Raw genomic sequence first — 17,792 nt, forward strand, 5'->3', positions numbered from 1 at the left:
TTAAAGTTGGATTACCTTAAATTTTCGAATTAATCAATTGCGCCAATTCCTTGGTCAAATTTTTTCTGAAATACTTTTGCAAACCTACACCATACGATTGTAATTTCCCTTCCAAAAACTGATTATAATAAGAGACGATCGTGTTTTTCAATTTTTCTTTTTCAGTATACTCAAAAAACACTCCTGTATTGGTGTCTGTTATTATCTCAGCAAAATCAGAATCTTTTGGACCAATAGCAATAATTGGTCTATTGGAAACCATATATTCGAATAGTTTGCCAGGAATAATACTTTTCGTTTCTTCTGAATTTATTTCGATAAGTAATAAAACCTGAGAATTTCTTTGATGTGACACTGCTTCAGAATGGAACACATATCCAAGATTATTTAGATACGAATTCAAATTAAACTGCGAAATGGTATCCAATACTTCCTGACTGACAGCCCCGATTAATTTAAGCTCCAAATGAGACTTAAAATCTGGGATTTCCTTTAATAACTCAGCCAAAGATTCCCATAATATGGCTGGATTTCTTTCCGAAAGAAAAGAACCGATATGAGCAAGACTAAATTTTGAATCCAAAATACTTTTTGTTACCGACTCTGTATCATAACCATTGGTAATAACCACAATTGGTTTATTGGTTATTGCTTCAAATTCGGTTTTGGTTGTCTTACTGGTAACGATAATAGTATCAGCTGTATTCAAAACTCGATATTCAAGCGCTTTGTGTTTTCTTTCTGCTCTAGTTGATAATCGCAATGATTTGTGATATCCAATAGTTGTCCAAGGATCACGAAAATCAGCAAACCAAGTAACTTTCATTTTTTGCTTTAAAACTAGTCCTATCAAATGCAAACTATGTGGTGGCCCCGAAGTAATTATAGTATCTATATTATTTTCGGCAATATATTTTTCTAAATACGTAACTGATGGCTTTACCCAAAAAACTCGTGCATCTGGAATAAACAAGTTTCCTCTAATCCACAATAATGTCTTGTCAAGAAAAGTTTGCTTCTTTTGGTTTGGAATAATACCCGAACTTATTTTTTTGGTTTTATTCTTAGAAAAAACAGATGCCATTTGATATGGTTCGAAAATTTTGTGCTTTAAAATTATTGCCTTCTCCGAAACTTCTTTTTCCAAATTCGTATCAACTATTGGATAGGTCGGATTCTCAGGAATGTAAACGATTGGCTGAATATCAAAATCAGGCAAATATTTTACAAACTTAAGCCAACGCTGAACGCCAGGCCCTCCTGCTGGCGGCCAATAATAAGTTATAATGAGGATTTTTTTTAATTCTGGTTTCAATTTTTTCTTTTGTTGATTAAAGTAGATATACATAGCAACGCATATCTACAATACTTCTCTACACTTCACCACTTTTCTTTTTCTCAAAGTACAACCCACCAACCAAAAGAAATAACATCCCAATACAACTAACAAGTGTTATTGCACTTCCTGTTTTCACCACTTGGGGTTCAAATTTAAATTCTATAGTGTGTTTTCCTGGTGGAACCACTATCGCTCTCAAAGTATAATCAGCTCTCATGATTGATGTCTCTCTACCATCGACAAAAGCTTTCCAACCTTTTTCATAATACATCTCAGAAAAAACGGCCAAACCTTCTTTGGCATTATTTGAAGTATATTTTAAATCATTTGGTTGATATGAATCCAAAGTTATTGTCGCCGAACTGTCTTTGGCGAAAGCCTTATTCTTAATATCTTTAAACTCATTTTCATTAATAACAGCTACTTCTTTCGAATTGAATTTATCCAAGGCTTTCATCTCTTGGTCTGAATTCTTAACTAGATTTACTTGACTTACAAACCAAGCGTTTCCATTGGCATCAGGATTGATAATTGGATGTTCCTTACCTTCTTTATCGGTTTGAATAACATACTTAACATTTAACATATTAAGTATTTCTAAATTATTTTTGGCAATTTGATAATCAAATAATTGTTGCATTCTTTTAGGTCTTACTGCACTATATCCACCAATCGCTTTATGAAAATACGATGTTCTTCCTTGCATCAAACCCTGAATATCAAACACACGGTAATTTGTTGGATCTTTTAAGATTTCTGTATCTGTTGGTGTTTCCTGAAATGGAACTTCCACTTCTCTAGCATTTATAAAATCTTTGTTGGATACATAATTTTTATCGACGAAGAACAAGTCGGAAACCATAAACAGACCAACCAAGATGATAGCTGTATTTTGTGCAATTTTATTTTTTATAAATAGCCACAACGTACCGGCCGAAATCAGAATAAAAAATCCAGAACGCAATAAGTCGGCACTGTATAATGATTTACGATCGGCTTTAAGAGCATCAACAAAACTCGGACCATAACTTTCGATTAAATAACTGTCGCTTGCCCCCGAAAAGCTGAATAAACTTTTAGACAAAAACAAAACTATAATAAGTCCTAAACCTATAGCTCCCGATTGCAATAAGGGTTTTAATTGCTTTTCTTTTTCCAATTTAAAAAAAGATTGCAAACCCATGATAGCCAAAACAGGAAAACACAATTCCAAAATAACTTGAATAGACGATACCGCTCTAAACTTATTGTACATAGGAATATAGTCGATGCAAAAATCCGTCAACGCGGGGAAATTTTTTCCCCAAGAAAGAATTAAGCTTAAGAATGCCCCGCTAAGGAATACATATTTAATTTTCCTATCATCAATGAACAAAGCCAAAATTCCCAAAAAGAAAACCACCGCTCCTATATATGCTGGTGCAGATACTATAGGCTGATCTCCCCAGTAGGTTGGCATCGCCGTTACAAAATCGGCAGCTTGTGCTTCTGGAACTCCTTGCGAAATCATAAACTCAAACATACTACTGTCTGTACCTACTTTTTCATTATTAGAACCTCCAAATAATCGAGGTGCAATCAAGTTAAAACTTTCGGCAATACCATAACTGTATTCCGTGATATAATCACGAGTCATAGCGCCATCAGTAGTGCTTTTTGAACCGTCAGGATTGAAGCTTAAATCACTTTTTCCTCGGATACTAAAATTAGCATATTCCACTGTTGCCAATAGATTAGTAGCATTGGCGCCAATGGCTATAATTCCAGCACCAATAAGTGTTCCTAGTGAATACAATAGAGATTTATACTCCTTTGATTTGATTCCTTCATAAATAAAATACCCGGAAAGAATCAACAACAATATCAATAAATAAAAGGTCATTTGAAAGTGATTGGCATTTACTTCCAAGGCTACTGCAAACATTGTGAGCAAACCACCCAAAATATATTTCCGTTGAAAAACCATTACAAAACCAGCCACAACCATTGGCATATAGGCAATCGCGTGTGCTTTGGCATTGTGCCCAACTCCTAAAATAATAATTAAGTAGGTCGAAAAACCAAAAGCTAATGCACCAAAAAAGGCTTTAAGTGGATCTGCTTTTAGTACCAACATCAAAATATAAAAACTAAGAAAATAGAGGAATAGATAATCTGCTGGACGTGGCAAAAAACGAAGTACATCATCGATAGCACCAACATAATCGTGAGGATATTTAGCTCCTAATTGATAAGTTGGCATTCCTCCAAAGGCAGAGTTTGTCCAATAAGGCTCTTCATGATACGTCGCTCTAAAATCGTTCTGTTCTTTGGCCATCCCCGTGTATTGGGCAATATCCGATTGGAAAATTTGTTTTCCCTGTAGAACCGGAAAAAAATAAAGTGTAGAAACGAGGACAAAACCAAGTATGGCCAGTGCGTGCGGAAAGAACTTTTGAAGTTGCTTCATTATAAAAATTTAGATTTTAGAATTCAGATTTTAGAGTCTAATATTACGACAAAAAAAATCTAAATACTCAATATGGTTTTGGGTTATTTATTTTTTAGTCCTTAAAATTTGCATTTCATAGAACTCAATAATACGAATTTGAACTTTCAGATTGGGACTTTTACTGTTTAATCAATCTCTTCATAATCGACATAATCCCCAACTTTTTTGGTTTCGCGAGGATTTTTACTATTGGCTGTATCGATTATAATTTCATCATTGTTTGGTGTTTTTTTCCAAGTTGTTTGTTGAGAACGCTGCTGCTGTTGCTGAAAATTTTGACCTGCCTTTTCCACTACCTTTTTTACTACTATAGGCAAAAACAACTTGGCCAAAAATTTAAAAATATAATAGAAAGCTATCATGTAGAATATCATTTCTATAAAACCCGAAAAAGAGGCTGTTTGCATAATCAAATATTTTTTGGCAAAATTAATAAATCAATATGGAAACTTCGGAGCAATTTGAAAATATCATTCTTAAAGAAATGATAAAATAAAGAGAAAACCACTCAAAATCGTATAAAAAGTATAGAAATCGACTTTCATATCCTCGGAGCAAAAAAAAGCATTAAACATAAAAACAGTTTTTTTACTCCTTTTTTTAACAAAAACACATGAATCATGACATAATTTCACAGTAAAAAAGCAAATCAAAAATTAAAAAAGCAAATTAAAAAACATAATAATCTGATTATCAAAAGCTAATAAAAACCTAATTCTTAAAATAGCATTAGTTTATATGGATTATAAACAGTAATTTTGCACCCTATTTTAAAAATATATATGAATAAATTTGAACAATTAGGATTGAGTGAATCGTTACTGAAGGCGATTTTAGATCTAGGATTTGAGAATCCGACCGAAGTACAGGAGAAAGCGATTCCCCTATTATTGGAAAAAGACACAGATTTAGTTGCGTTGGCTCAGACAGGGACAGGGAAAACGGCAGCATTTGGTTTTCCAGTTATTCAGAAAATTGATGCCAACAATAGAAATACGCAAGCATTGATTTTATCTCCTACACGTGAATTGTGTTTGCAGATTACCAACGAGCTTAAAAACTACTCTAAATACGAAAAAGGTATTAATGTAGTAGCAGTTTACGGTGGGGCTAGCATTACAGAACAAGCGAGAGACATTAAGAGAGGCGCACAAATTATAGTAGCGACTCCAGGTAGAATGCAAGATATGATTAATAGAGGATTAGTAAACATCTCTCAAATTAACTATTGCATTCTTGACGAAGCAGACGAAATGTTGAACATGGGATTCTACGAAGACATCGTAAACATCCTTTCTACTACGCCTGACGAAAAAAGCACATGGTTGTTTTCTGCAACTATGCCTGCTGAAGTGGCACGAATTGGAAAACAATTCATGACTGATCCTATTGAAATTACAGTAGGTACTAAAAACTCTGGTTCAGCTACCGTATCACACGAATTTTACCTAGTAAACGCGCGTGATCGTTACGAAGCTTTGAAACGTTTGGCTGATGCTAATCCAGACATTTTCTCAGTAGTTTTCTGTAGAACAAAACGTGACACACAAGCTGTTGCCGAGAAATTAATCGAAGACGGATACAGCGCTGCTGCATTGCACGGAGATTTATCTCAAGCACAACGTGACGGTGTAATGAAATCTTTTAGAGGAAGACAAATCCAAATGCTAGTTGCAACTGACGTTGCTGCTCGTGGAATTGACGTTGACAATGTAACTCACGTAGTAAACTATCAATTACCTGATGAAATCGAAACTTACAATCACCGTTCAGGTCGTACTGGTCGTGCTGGTAAATTAGGAACTTCTATCGTAATTGTTACAAAAAGTGAATTGCGTAAGATTTCATCTATCGAAAGAATCATCAAACAAAAATTCGAAGAAAAAACAATCCCTTCTGGAATTGAAATCTGCGAAATCCAATTGCTACACTTAGCCAATAAAATTAAGGATACTGAAGTTGATCACGAAATTGACAACTACTTACCAGCTATCAATAATGTATTGGAAGGTTTATCAAAAGAAGAATTAATCAAGAAAATGGTATCGGTAGAATTTAACCGTTTTATTGCTTACTACAAAAAGAATCGTGACATCTCTAGCCAATCTGGCGAAAGACGTGAGCGTGACGATAGAGATGGAGCTCCAAGAGAAAATAACAATGGTGGTGCTACAAGATACTTTGTAAACATCGGCTCAAGAGACAATTTCGATTGGATGTCATTAAAAGACTACTTAAAAGAAACATTAGACTTAGGACGCGATGACGTTTTCAAAGTAGATGTAAAAGAAGGTTTCTCTTTCTTCAACACAGATCCAGAACACACGGATAAAGTAATGGAAATATTGAACAACGTACAATTAGAAGGACGTCGTATCAATGTTGAAATCTCCAAAAATGATGGTGGCGGAAGACGTGATCACAACGGAAGAAGTTCTGGTGCTGGTTTTGGTGGCGGAAGAAGTTCTGCTCCAAGAAGAGAAGGAAGTTTTGCTCCAAGAAGAGAAGGATCAGGCGGATTTAGAAACGACAGAGGTTCTGCTCCTAGAGAAGGTGGTTTCAGATCTGAAAGAAGTTCAGCTGCTCCAAGAAGAGAAGGTGGTTTTTCATCTGACAGAGCTTCGAGAGAAGGTTCTTCAGAAAGAGCACCAAGACGCTCTGAAAGCTTTGGCGATTCTTCAAGACCAAGAAGACCAAGAAGAGACTAATACAATAAGCAATTCAAATATAAATCTCCCGAACATTCGGGAGATTTTTTTTTACCATACATTGGCATTAACGAAAACCTCATTAAAAAAAGGCCTATTAAGCTTAACAATATTTGCAGTTTGTTAATTTTCTTATAATTATAAGGGAACAACAAAATATTTAATCCCGTTTTACTACTTTTAAAGTTTTAAATCAGTTTATGAAATATTTTGTACTTTTTTTATTTTTAGTTACCTCCATAAGTTCAGTAGCACAAACCACTGAGATTCCAACAAAAATCTCCGGTACTATTATCACCGACAACACAGGTACCCCTTTAGCCGGCGTAAATATCATCAACATTAATCAGGTTACAGGAACCACTACAGACAACAAAGGATACTTTGAACTGGCAGTTACCCAAAGTGATACCTTACACATAACTCTTCTTGGCTACGAATCCTTACGTGTTCGCGTTACCAATGACTGGATAAAAAACAAAAAAACGACTATCCAACTAACCCAAAAAGCAATTCCGCTACACGAGGTTGTGATAAGTCCATATTACCTAACTGGTTATCTTGAAATCGACTCCAAATTAATCCCTATAAAAGAAGACTACCGTTATAGCATTTCCGGCTTAGGCCAAGGTTACGAAGCTGGACAATACGCACCCGAAGCATTTGGAAAAGTATTGGGTTCCATATTTAATCCCGCCGATATGCTTTACAATTTCTTCGGAAAAAGGCCCCAGCAACTCAAAAAACTTCGAGAAATGCGAAAGGACGACACCGTCAGAAACCTTCTGGAAACCAAATACGACAGAGAAACTATTTCATTACTTCTTGGCGTTTCCCAAGATGAAATTGCCGAAATATTAAGCAGATGCAGTTACTCCGAAGCTTTTATCAAATCCGCAAATGACCTTCAAATCATGGATGCCATAAGCGGTTGTTACGAACAGTACAAAATCCTGAAGAAAAAATAGCCAAGAATTATCTAATTTCTGATTATTTAGGCGTGCCACCATCAAGAAAAGGGACCTACTCATTGAACAACGGTGAGTCGGTCCCTTTCCTTTATGCTGTCGGGCTATCCGCGCTACTTTGGTAGCTTGCTTCAAATGAAATTCACTGAACTCCTATAAAAATAAATATATGGTGAAGTAATCCCTCACGCTCACGTAAACCAAGAACTTTAACAAAAAATATTTATTTATATGGTGCTGAAAACGTATTTAAAGACATTCAAATCAATCTTTTTTATGTTGTTGTTCTATTTGATTTTGACTACTATTAATCATCGTGTCTCCCTCACTTAACCCGTTCGACATCCCGACCATAAAAGCAGTAATAATCAGAATAAATTTTCTTTTTGCCCAAAGAATAGGCTGTTTAGATTTCTCCAAACGCGTTTTATTATTATGTTTATACATTTTGTAAATGATAAATGATTATACATTTGTTTTATCAACTTATGCATAGAATTGCATAAATGCATAGAAAATTAATGTCTAGGCTATGTATAAACTTTTATATGAGTTTCTCGAAGTAATCATCTCATTTATAAAGATGGATTGAGTTGTAATTGATCTTAACTCTTGATAAAGTAGTGTTCTTGTTTTTAAAAGAACTCGAATTTGAAAACTATAAATATCCTTAAATTCGAGACAAGCAAAAGGAATTGAAAAGGAAGTTTTTTTAGGTGAATTCACCTGACCGAATACATATAAATTGGAACCGTTATTAATCGATTCGCTTCTGAGAATTACATTCGAAAATTGATAATAATCTACTGAATTTGATTGTGAATATAAAGCACAATCATTAACCATCTGACCAAAAACCAGAAAAAGATAAATCAGATATTTAAAATATTTTTTCAATCTATTTAATTCAAATTATCGATTTTAGTAAAATTGGAAACTTTGCCGCTCAATATTTTTCCCTTCACAAAAACACAAATAAAACTGACAATTCCAGTCTTAAAATTTCAATAGCAATACTAAAACGCACTTCTAACTAAAATAGTTTTTTGAGTTTTGAAATTTGTAATTGCTATTGAAATTGAATTTCATTTTTTTGGATTTTCTTCATAATACCTCGCTTCAATCCTCTTAATATCCTTAATCGACTTTTTAGCCCAATCCAATCTCTTCCCCAAAATTTCTTCTTCAGTCATTTCCCAAGCGATATCTGAATTCCGCAACCTATTAGTCAGATTCTGAATAATAATCGATGCCGAAACAGAAATATTCAAACTCTCTGTAAAACCCACCATCGGAATTTTAAGAAAACCATCTGCATTTTGAAGAATCTCTTCCGATAATCCATCTCTTTCAGTTCCAAAAAACAAAGCACTGGGTTTGGAAATATCAAAATCCTCTAGCAAACAATCATTCTCATGTGGTGTAGTGGCAATAATTTGATATCCTTTATTTTTTAATGTGTCTATACAATTCTTAACACTGTCGTAAGTCGAAATATCTACCCATTTTTGGGCACCCATCGCAATTTCCTTATCGATTCGTTTACCATAACGTTCCTCAATGACATGCAATTCCTGAATCCCAAAAACCTCACAACTACGCATCACTGCACTAGCATTATGCATCTGAAAAACATCTTCCACAGCAATCGTAAAGTGTTTTGTCCTAGTTTTTAATACTCTCAAAAAATTTTCTTTCCTGTTATCAGTTAAAATATTCTCAAGAAAATCAAGATAATCCAAATCAATCATCGCTCATTATTTTTTTGGCAAAAATACTAAAAAAGAGTAGTTTTATAATCTAATGTTTTACAGATGAAAAAGAAATTAGTGGTTCTTACCGGAGCCGGAATTAGCGCCGAAAGCGGTATCAAAACATTTCGCGATAGTGATGGATTATGGGAAGGTCATAATGTAATGGATGTTGCCACTCCCGAAGGCTGGCGCAAAAATCCAGCATTGGTACTTGATTTTTATAACCAAAGACGCCAACAATTAAAAGACGTACAGCCCAATTTAGGTCATCAGATTTTAGCTGAATTGGAAAATGATTTTGACGTTTACATCATCACGCAAAATGTGGATGATTTACACGAACGAGCAGGAAGTACAAACATCACCCATTTGCATGGCCAATTATTAAAAGTGAGAAGTTCCAAAAATGAAAACTATATCTTGGATTGGCCAAACGATTTGAATTTTGGCGATGTGGACCAACAAGGAAATCAACTTCGTCCACATATTGTTTGGTTTGGCGAACAAGTCCCAGCACTGGAGGAAGCAATAGAAATCACAGAACAAGCCGACTATTTTGCAGTTATTGGCACTTCATTACAGGTTTATCCAGCAGCAGGTTTAATTGATTTTACTCCAAAAAAAACTCCTATTTATTATATCGACCCAAAACCCATAAAAATACCAAATCTTAGAAATCCTATTGAAGTAATTCCGAGTATCGCTTCAGAAGGCGTGCGAATTTTAAAAGAAAAACTGCAAACTAATCTATAACAACTTTATCAAACGAATTCAACAATCCCAAGTCCAGAACAGTACTTTGATGATTTTCACTTTGTGAATACATTGATTTAAATTTGGCTCCATAAACAACTTCTTCAAAAACATAAGAAGTCCGAGTTGCAACCGTAGTACTGAACATATCATCAAATGTTTTGATAATTACAATAATTTCACCTGAAATCGATTCATAATCTGAGGCAACCAATCCATACAAAGGACTTTCACTAGTAATTGGATGAACCAATGTCCAACTCAGTGCAAGTGAATTTATTTTTTGATATTCCAAATCCAAAGTGTAAAATTTATTCGTCATAACTCCATTCTCCTCAATTTTCATTCCAAGAGTTACATTGACTTCCGCATCAATGTAATTGGTGTTTTTATAAGGAGCGAGTCTAAACATTAATGCCTTACCATCATTAAAAGGAGCAATAATGGCGTGGTGGGAAAATTTCAAAAAAATAGAAGGTTTACTAAATCTTCCAAAAAACAAACCCGTGGCAATGGCAAAACTCAACAACCCCATCAAAGCTTCGGCAGAAGACAAGGCACTCGTATAAAAACCTGTTGGACTGATATGCCCATACCCTACTGTGGTAAACGTTTGGGCACTAAAAAAATAAGCCTGCCCAAATTGCACCCACACATCATCGTTCGTTTGAATACCATTAAGATGCTCAATACCAATACCAAAATAAAGCAATGCAAATACAAAATTTATCGTAATATAAAACAACAAGAGAATCGAAAGAAACTTCCAGGAAGACATATCCAGCATGGTGTGGTACCAACTGATTCTGTCCAAAAATCCTATACCTTTTTTAACTGTATTTGCAGAGCCATCCTTATTAATAAAACGACCACCATAACTAGATGCGCTGGCACCAAATCCAGTATTGACTAGAGATTTTGCTTTTAAATTCAATCGATTAAATAATGCCATATTTCAATTCCTTATTAACTGCAAATTAGGCAATAAATTCTACTTAACAATAACATAAATTCTTACCTGATTCTGATAAAAAACTAAAGAAATGGATTCAAAATTTAATACTCAAAAAGGTTCAAAATAATTTCAAGAAAGAATCAGAAATCAAAGTCATTCCAGATTTACTTATTTCTGAAAGCAATGGTGTAGACGAATCCATGAGTAGATTATTAGGCCTAAACTTATGGAAATGATGAATACTGATAAAAGTAAAGAAAACACTAAAAAGGGAGAATAAATCTCAATCCCTTTTCACAAAAAATCTGCCGTAACTGGCAGATTTTTTTTATTTAAAGAGGACTTGTCTTCTAAATAACCTCTCTTAAATTTTCCTAATAAGACAGCTAAAATTGTAAAAAAACACCTTTTAACGAAAAATAAAAATAATTTTTACCTAAAAAGTTAAAAAAATGAAAAAAAAGTTATATTTGTCTTTCCTAAACTAATCCAAAATTTAACCAAACACCACAAAATCATGAACTTAAAATTATCCTTAATCATTGTTCTTCTAACATTTTCCGAAAGTTTTTTTGCACAAGAATCCAAAAATGAAGCTGTAAGTGCAGAAAGTTCTTCTACAATTGCTGCTAAAACAGAAACTGCACCAATTGATTTTAAAAAACAAATGCAAGATTTAAAAGATCAAGAAAAAGCTTATTTAGCAAAAATAGAAGCAGAAAAAAAGGCAGCCACTGATGCCAAAGTAGCCGAAGAAAAAGCTGCTAAAGCAAAAGCCGAAGCCGACAAAAAAGCAGCAGAACAAGCCAAAATAGCAGCAGCAAAAGAGGCCGCTATAGCTGCCAAAGTAAAAGCTGAAGCTGAAGCTAAAGGCGCAGCTGAAGCTAAAGAAGCTGCAAAAATAGCAGCTATCGAAGCAAAAGCGAAAGCAGAAGCTGACGCAAAAGTTGCCAAAGAAGAAGCTATCGCCGCTAAAGCAAAAGCTGAAGCTGATGCAAAAGCAGCCAAAGAAGCGGAAAAATTATCTAATGAAAAAATAGCCGCGTACCAAAAAGAAGCAGAAAAAGCCAAAGATGCTCAAGAAAAGTTATATAAAGATGTTGAAAAGCTAAAAAAAGAAAAAGAAGAAGCTGATCAAAAATTAGCAGAGTCTGCAAAATTAGCATTGCAGAAATCTACTCTATTAGAAGAACAAATTGCAAAAGCAGAAGCTGAAGCTGCTAAAAAAGCAGCAGCCGATGCTAAAATAGCGGCAGAAAAAGAGGCCAAATAAAATTAACACCAAAAATAAACCAAACCAAATCAAAACTAACTTTTATCCAATTTTAAATAAAAAAATCCGTTTTATAAGCGGATTTTTTTTATTTAAACACACTACAACAAGACCATTTAAAACCAACAGTCTCCTTTTTAAAAATGTTTATCTTTGCTCAAAAATAAATACCATGCAACATATAATTGATCGTTTTGTAAGCTATGTAACCATAGACACCGAGTCAGACGCAAGCTCAAACACTACACCCAGCACAGCCAAACAATGGGATTTAGCCAATAAATTGGTTGAAGAATTAAAAACCATTGGACTCCAAGATGTCTCCATTGACGACAAAGCCTATATCATGGCAACATTACCTAGCAATGTAGATCATGAAGTACCTACAATTGGATTCATTTCACACTTTGATACTACCCCTGATTTCACTGGTGCAAATGTAAAACCACAAATTGTTCCCAATTATGACGGTAAAGACATTGTGTTGAATGCCGAAAAAAATATCATCCTCTCCCCTTTTTATTTCAAAGATTTATTGCAATATAAAGGGCAAACACTTATCACGACAGATGGAACAACCCTACTTGGTGCCGATGACAAAGCAGGAATTACCGAAATTGTAACCGCAATGGAATTCCTGATTAACAATCCTGAAATCAAACACGGAAAAATCAGAATTGCATTTACACCCGATGAAGAAATAGGTCGCGGCGCTCATCATTTCGATGTTCAAAAATTTGGAGCTGAATGGGCTTATACGATGGACGGAAGCCAAGTTGGCGAATTGGAATATGAAAATTTCAATGCTGCAGGTGCCAAAATAATTTTCAAGGGAAAAAGCGTTCACCCTGGTTATGCCAAAGGAAAAATGATCAATTCCATGCTAATAGCCAATGATTTCATCAATGAACTACCTAAAGACGAAACTCCTCAAGAAACTAAAGGTTACGAAGGTTTTTTTCATGTTCATCATTTATCGGGAAGTATTGAAGAGACAATATTAGAACTAATTATTCGCGATCATAACAAATTTAAATTTGAAAAACGCAAAGACTTAATTACCAAAATCACTAAAAAATTCAACAAGCGATTTGCCAAAAAATTTGGAGAAGACATTGTTATTGCAGAAGTTAAAGATCAATATTACAATATGAAAGAAAAGGTGCTCCCTGTAAAACATATTGTCTTTATTGCCGAAAAAGCAATGAGAGAACTTGGTATTAAACCACTCATAAAACCGATTCGAGGAGGAACCGACGGATGCCAATTGTCTTATAAAGGATTGCCTTGCCCAAATATCTTTGCTGGCGGACATAATTTTCATGGAAAATACGAATACGTTCCGGTGGAAAGTATGCAAAAAGCTGTAAATGTCATCGTACGAATTGCCGAATTGACCGCCAAAGGCGACTATTTAAAAAAAGAAACCGTGTCCAAAAAACGCTAAAACCTTTCTTTTTCTATGACTCAAAACGATCAATGGGAAACCGAAATAGATCTTTTAAAAACAATTATATCCAAAACTGAATTGGTTGAAACCAACAAATGGGGCGGTTGCGTGTACGTATACAACAACAAAAATGTAATTGGAGTTGGAGGATTCAAAAATTTTTTTACACTTTGGTTTTTCAACGGTGCATTTTTAAAAGATGAAAAGAAAAATCTGATTAATGCTAACGAAGGAGTTACCAAATCATTGAGACAATGGCGTTTTACATCCAAGGAAGAAATTAACGAAATAGAGATTTTAGACTATATTCAGGAAGCTATAGAAAATGAAAAAGAGGGAAAAATAATCAAGCCTGAAAAAACAAAAACTGAAACTAAAATACCAACACTATTGCAAAACGAATTAGATTCTGATAGCGATTTAAAAGAAGCTTTCCTGAAATTCAGTCCTTATAAACAAAAGGAATTTGTGGAGTATATAGAAACAGCAAAACGCGAAGAAACTAAACTTTCCAGAATTGAAAAGATAAAACTAATGATTTTAAACAATATTGGTTTAAATGATAAATACAGATAGTTAAGTAAAATTCCAATACAGAAATCTCAAATTCCATCGCATCGGAATTTGGGATTTTTTTGTTCAAAGCGCTAATTTTTTCGCCTCTATAAACTAAATCTAACCATTTAAAAATCAGCAAAATATTAACATTACAACTTCCAAATATTCATTATATTTGTTAATACAAAACCGACAATTAATTAATGCCAAATGATTTAGAAGAACACAACTCCACGTCTTGAATACAAATAAAGTAATTAATAACCCATCAATAGTACTATTATGATAGAAAAAAAAGACGAAAAAGCAATTCCAGAAAAAGTAGTCAGTCCCGATAAGGCAAAAGAAGAAAAACCAGAAATTAGTAAACCTGCCGTTGTAAAACCGAGAACAACAAGATCAACCGTTGCCAGAGCAACAACCACAAAGCCCACAACTGTAAAAACAGTGGTACCTAAGACAACAACAACTGTTGCAAGTGCCAAAACAAAACCGACAGTTGTAAAATCAACTGCTACACGAAGCACAACAAGGTCCAGCAGAGCCAAAGTCACTGCCCCTGCAACTGGAATTGTAAAAAGCGACATTAAAGTCCCTACTGCTGGAAAAACGGAAACAGAAGCAGCATCTGTAATAACTCAAGAGGAAGATAAAAAGAAAAAGAAAAAAAAATCAAAAATGAAGGAAAAAGAAAAAGAGAAAGCAAAAAAAGCCAAGGCTAAAGAAAAAGCCAAGAAAAAAGCAAAAAAAGCTAAGAAATTAAAAAAAGAGAAAGCAAAAAAAGCCAAGCTAAAAGCTAAAATCAAAGAGAAAAAAGCTAAAGCTAAAGCTAAAAAAGCCAAAAAGAGTAAGAAAAAATAATACTGAATTCCAAATAAAAAAATCCCAAATTCCAATTAGAAAATCGGAATTTGGGATTTTAAATTTTATAGTTTCTTGACTACTCTTTTTTATTCAAAGTTGCACTTAATTCCATAGAAATTGAAGAACGCTCCATTTTCAATTTTCCAGCCATTGTTTCAATAACTACAGTAGAATCAGCAATTTCTGATATCTTCCCGTGAATACCACTTTTGGTAATTATTTTATCCCCTACTTTCAAAGCGCTTTCAAATTCTCTTTCGTTTTTTGCACGTTTTTGTTGCGGTCTGATCATAAAGAAATAAATAACCACAAACATTAATAGAAATGGTAAAAACTGTTGTAATTGTCCCATAATTTAAAATTTAGTTTTTGTTAATTGTTTTTATTTTATTGTAAAATTTAGAATTTAATTTTTACATCAAACCTCTTCCGATTTTCACAATTCTTTTATTTGCTTCAAGCTCTTTTACCAAATTATCTAATATTCCATTGATAAAAATACTACTCTTTGGTGTTGAATACTCTTTGGCCAATTCCAGATACTCATTCAAAGTTACTTTCACTGGGATAGAAGGGAATTTCAAGAACTCACATATAGCCATTTTAAGGATAATAGTATCAATTTCGGCAATACGTTCACTGTCCCAATTTGGTGTTTTGTCAACATATTCTTTGGCCAGTTCGGTTTCGTTTAAAACTGTTTTTCTAAACAAATCTTTTACATAAGCCTTATCTTCATTGTCCTTGTATAATTTCGGAACTCTGAAGTTATCGTCTTCGCCTTGTTTAATTGCCTTTAACTGTTTGATGATATGAGTGTTTACCAAAGGAATATCGTCAATCCAAGTCAATTTATCATCTTCCAGATATTCATATAATTTTTCGTTAGGAACAATAACATCCGTAAATATATCAACGATAAAATCTTTGTCTTCTTCAAAAGTGTTTACCTCGTTACTCATGTATTTAGCATACAAGTCACTTTCTTTTATAGCATTCAAAAGAAGAATAATATAATCATCATTTAAAGTCCAATTGTTAATCGAACGATTTTCTAGAGCTATGCTAAGGGAATTATTTTCGGCAAGAATTTGAAAAATACTGTTTTTAATGAATTTTTCATTTGGATTACGCTCTTCTTTAGTAGCCAAATGTTTTTGGCTCGACAGATGTAAAAAAACAGTTTCCTTTTTACATATTTCTATCAGCGAAGAAAGCATGATAAGGTATAAATCTTGAATGGCGTCAATACTATAAAAAAGAAATTTTTCTTCTTTTTCCAGATTATCAGAACCGTTTTGATGCATCGCATAAATGGATTGCATGACTTTAACGCGGATGTGTCTTCTATTTACCACCTTGTAAGAACTTTTTAAATTAGTTTGCAAAACTAAGAATTTCATCGCTCAAATGAAAATTTATAGCTGCTTTATTTGATATAGTTTTCAGTCGCAGTCGCAGTTTTCAATTGAACATAAAATTAAAGTCCCAATTTTCAATCCAAAATTAGGATCTCAAACTGGGACTATAAACTGTAAACTGTAAATTATTTTTTACTGTTTTCTATCTTTCTTAAATCGATACGATTCTGTGCAATAGTCAAAGCAGCTTGATGAGTCGTTATACCATTTGCAACAGCGTAATCAAAAATTTCCAATGTCGTATTGTAGATATTTTCAGTTTTACGCATAATCTCTGCTTTGTCGTAGTGAGCTAACTCAGCATAAACATTGATAATTCCACCAGCATTAATCAAGAAATCTGGAGCATAAAGAATACCTCTTTCTTGCAAAATCAATCCGTGTGTATTTTCGTTAGCCAATTGATTATTGGCAGCACCAGCAATCACTTTTGCCTTAATTTTATTTACGGTAGCATCGTTAATTGTTGCTCCCATGGCACAAGGCGCATAAATATCAACATCGGCGCTATATAAATCGTCACCAGTAAATATTTGAGCCCCATACTTTGTTGCTACTTCATACAATTTTTCTTCATTGATATCAGCAATAATAACTTGAGCTCCTTCTTTAGTCAAATACTCAACCAAAGTTTCACCTACATGTCCAATACCTTGAACCAATATTTTTTTTCCTTCTAATTTTTCAGAACCAAATTGTTGTTTTGCAGCCGCTTTCATTCCCATGTAAACCCCAAAAGCTGTAACTGGAGAAGGATTACCTGCCCCACCTCTTTCTTCTGAAATCCCTGTCACATAAGGTGTAACATCTCTTACCAAATCCATGTCTGAAGTTTCCATTCCAACATCTTCAGCAGTAATATATCTTCCACTTAGAGAATGTACAAATTCTCCAAATTTACGCATCAATTCTGGAGTTTTTTGAGTTTTGGCATCACCCATAATAACTGCTTTTCCTCCACCAATATTCAATCCTGTAATTGCAGCTTTATAAGTCATCCCTCTAGATAGACGCAAAACATCATTTAAAGCTTCCCATTCATTAGCATAATTAAACATACGGGTTCCTCCTAATGCAGGCCCCATAACCGAATTATGAATACCAATAATTGCTTTTAATCCTGTATCTTTGTCGTTACAAAAAACAATTTGCTCGTGATCATTAAAAGACAATTGTCCAAAAACTGGATCCATTTTTTGAAGTTCTTTTCCAGTGGTAACAGTAGCATCCATAGTACTATTTTTTTTTAGTTAAAAAT

16 protein-coding genes are annotated in these 17,792 nt (G+C 33.9%); 7 read left to right on the forward strand and 9 right to left on the reverse strand.

From position 1 onward, the window contains the following. Positions 1-16: 16 nt before the first annotated feature. From DOS84_RS06135 to DOS84_RS06145, 3 genes are all read right to left on the reverse strand, one after another. Positions 17-1,315, reverse strand: coding sequence for a glycosyltransferase family 4 protein (locus DOS84_RS06135; protein WP_243636328.1), 1,299 nt, complete (start codon positions 1,313-1,315; stop codon positions 17-19). 58 nt (positions 1,316-1,373) lie between these two features. Continuing rightward, positions 1,374-3,788, reverse strand: coding sequence for a YfhO family protein (locus DOS84_RS06140; RefSeq protein WP_111409238.1), 2,415 nt, complete (start codon positions 3,786-3,788; stop codon positions 1,374-1,376). 167 nt (positions 3,789-3,955) lie between these two features. Beyond that, on the reverse strand, positions 3,956-4,237 hold the full coding sequence (locus DOS84_RS06145) for a DUF4834 family protein (RefSeq protein WP_111409239.1): 282 nt from the start codon (positions 4,235-4,237) through the stop codon (positions 3,956-3,958). A gap of 375 nt (positions 4,238-4,612) precedes the next feature. Between DOS84_RS06145 and DOS84_RS06150 the strand changes: the two genes are divergently transcribed. Together DOS84_RS06150 and DOS84_RS06155 are read left to right on the forward strand one after the other, a co-directional pair. Beyond that, a complete protein-coding gene (locus DOS84_RS06150) occupies positions 4,613-6,538 on the forward strand; it encodes a DEAD/DEAH box helicase (protein ID WP_111409240.1) in 1,926 nt (641 codons plus the stop codon). 200 nt (positions 6,539-6,738) lie between these two features. Beyond that, entirely contained in the window at positions 6,739-7,506 is a 768-nt protein-coding gene (locus tag DOS84_RS06155) for a carboxypeptidase-like regulatory domain-containing protein (protein ID WP_111409241.1), read from the forward strand. A 264-nt stretch (positions 7,507-7,770) separates the two neighbouring features. Here the strand turns inward: DOS84_RS06155 and DOS84_RS06160 are convergent, their stop codons facing one another. After that, positions 7,771-7,953, reverse strand: a complete 183-nt coding sequence (locus tag DOS84_RS06160; RefSeq protein WP_111409242.1) for a hypothetical protein — start codon at positions 7,951-7,953, stop codon at positions 7,771-7,773. A 638-nt stretch (positions 7,954-8,591) separates the two neighbouring features. Continuing rightward, complete coding sequence (locus DOS84_RS06170; protein WP_111409244.1) at positions 8,592-9,257, reverse strand: TrmH family RNA methyltransferase; 666 nt, start codon at positions 9,255-9,257, stop codon at positions 8,592-8,594. A 63-nt stretch (positions 9,258-9,320) separates the two neighbouring features. Between DOS84_RS06170 and DOS84_RS06175 the strand changes: the two genes are divergently transcribed. Next, positions 9,321-10,013 (forward strand): SIR2 family NAD-dependent protein deacylase, encoded by a 693-nt coding sequence (locus DOS84_RS06175; RefSeq protein WP_111409245.1) that lies wholly within the window; start codon positions 9,321-9,323, stop codon positions 10,011-10,013. Here the strand turns inward: DOS84_RS06175 and DOS84_RS06180 are convergent. Beyond that, the gene (locus DOS84_RS06180; protein WP_111409246.1) at positions 10,003-10,965 is read right to left on the reverse strand and encodes an ion channel; all 963 of its coding nucleotides are present in this window, start codon (positions 10,963-10,965) and stop codon (positions 10,003-10,005) included. The two genes, DOS84_RS06175 and DOS84_RS06180, sit on opposite strands and share 11 nt — an antisense overlap. A 520-nt stretch (positions 10,966-11,485) precedes the next feature. Between DOS84_RS06180 and DOS84_RS06185 the strand changes: the two genes are divergently transcribed. From DOS84_RS06185 to DOS84_RS06200, 4 genes are all read left to right on the forward strand, one after another. Further along, on the forward strand, positions 11,486-12,241 hold the full coding sequence (locus tag DOS84_RS06185; protein ID WP_111409247.1) for a hypothetical protein: 756 nt from the start codon (positions 11,486-11,488) through the stop codon (positions 12,239-12,241). Between the two features lie 172 nt (positions 12,242-12,413). Continuing rightward, entirely contained in the window at positions 12,414-13,688 is a 1,275-nt protein-coding gene (gene pepT / locus DOS84_RS06190) for a peptidase T (protein WP_111409248.1), read from the forward strand. Between the two features lie 15 nt (positions 13,689-13,703). Continuing rightward, positions 13,704-14,267 carry a YdeI/OmpD-associated family protein gene (locus DOS84_RS06195; protein WP_111409249.1) on the forward strand — a complete coding sequence of 188 codons (564 nt, stop codon included), beginning with the start codon at positions 13,704-13,706 and terminating at the stop codon, positions 14,265-14,267. Positions 14,268-14,531: 264 nt separating this feature from the next. Next, entirely contained in the window at positions 14,532-15,110 is a 579-nt protein-coding gene (locus DOS84_RS06200; protein ID WP_111409250.1) for a hypothetical protein, read from the forward strand. Positions 15,111-15,189: 79 nt separating this feature from the next. Here the strand turns inward: DOS84_RS06200 and yajC are convergent, their stop codons facing one another. From yajC to DOS84_RS06215, 3 genes are all read right to left on the reverse strand, one after another. Beyond that, a complete protein-coding gene (gene yajC, locus DOS84_RS06205; RefSeq protein ID WP_111409251.1) occupies positions 15,190-15,465 on the reverse strand; it encodes a preprotein translocase subunit YajC in 276 nt (91 codons plus the stop codon). Positions 15,466-15,526: 61 nt separating this feature from the next. Continuing rightward, the gene (gene nusB / locus DOS84_RS06210) at positions 15,527-16,438 is read right to left on the reverse strand and encodes a transcription antitermination factor NusB (protein WP_111409488.1); all 912 of its coding nucleotides are present in this window, start codon (positions 16,436-16,438) and stop codon (positions 15,527-15,529) included. A gap of 221 nt (positions 16,439-16,659) precedes the next feature. Continuing rightward, positions 16,660-17,766 (reverse strand): Glu/Leu/Phe/Val family dehydrogenase, encoded by a 1,107-nt coding sequence (locus DOS84_RS06215; protein ID WP_111409252.1) that lies wholly within the window; start codon positions 17,764-17,766, stop codon positions 16,660-16,662. Between the last annotated feature and the right edge of the window lie 26 nt (positions 17,767-17,792).

The organism is Flavobacterium aquariorum (assembly GCF_003254745.1).
Classification (GTDB): Bacteria; Bacteroidota; Bacteroidia; order Flavobacteriales; family Flavobacteriaceae; genus Flavobacterium; species Flavobacterium aquariorum.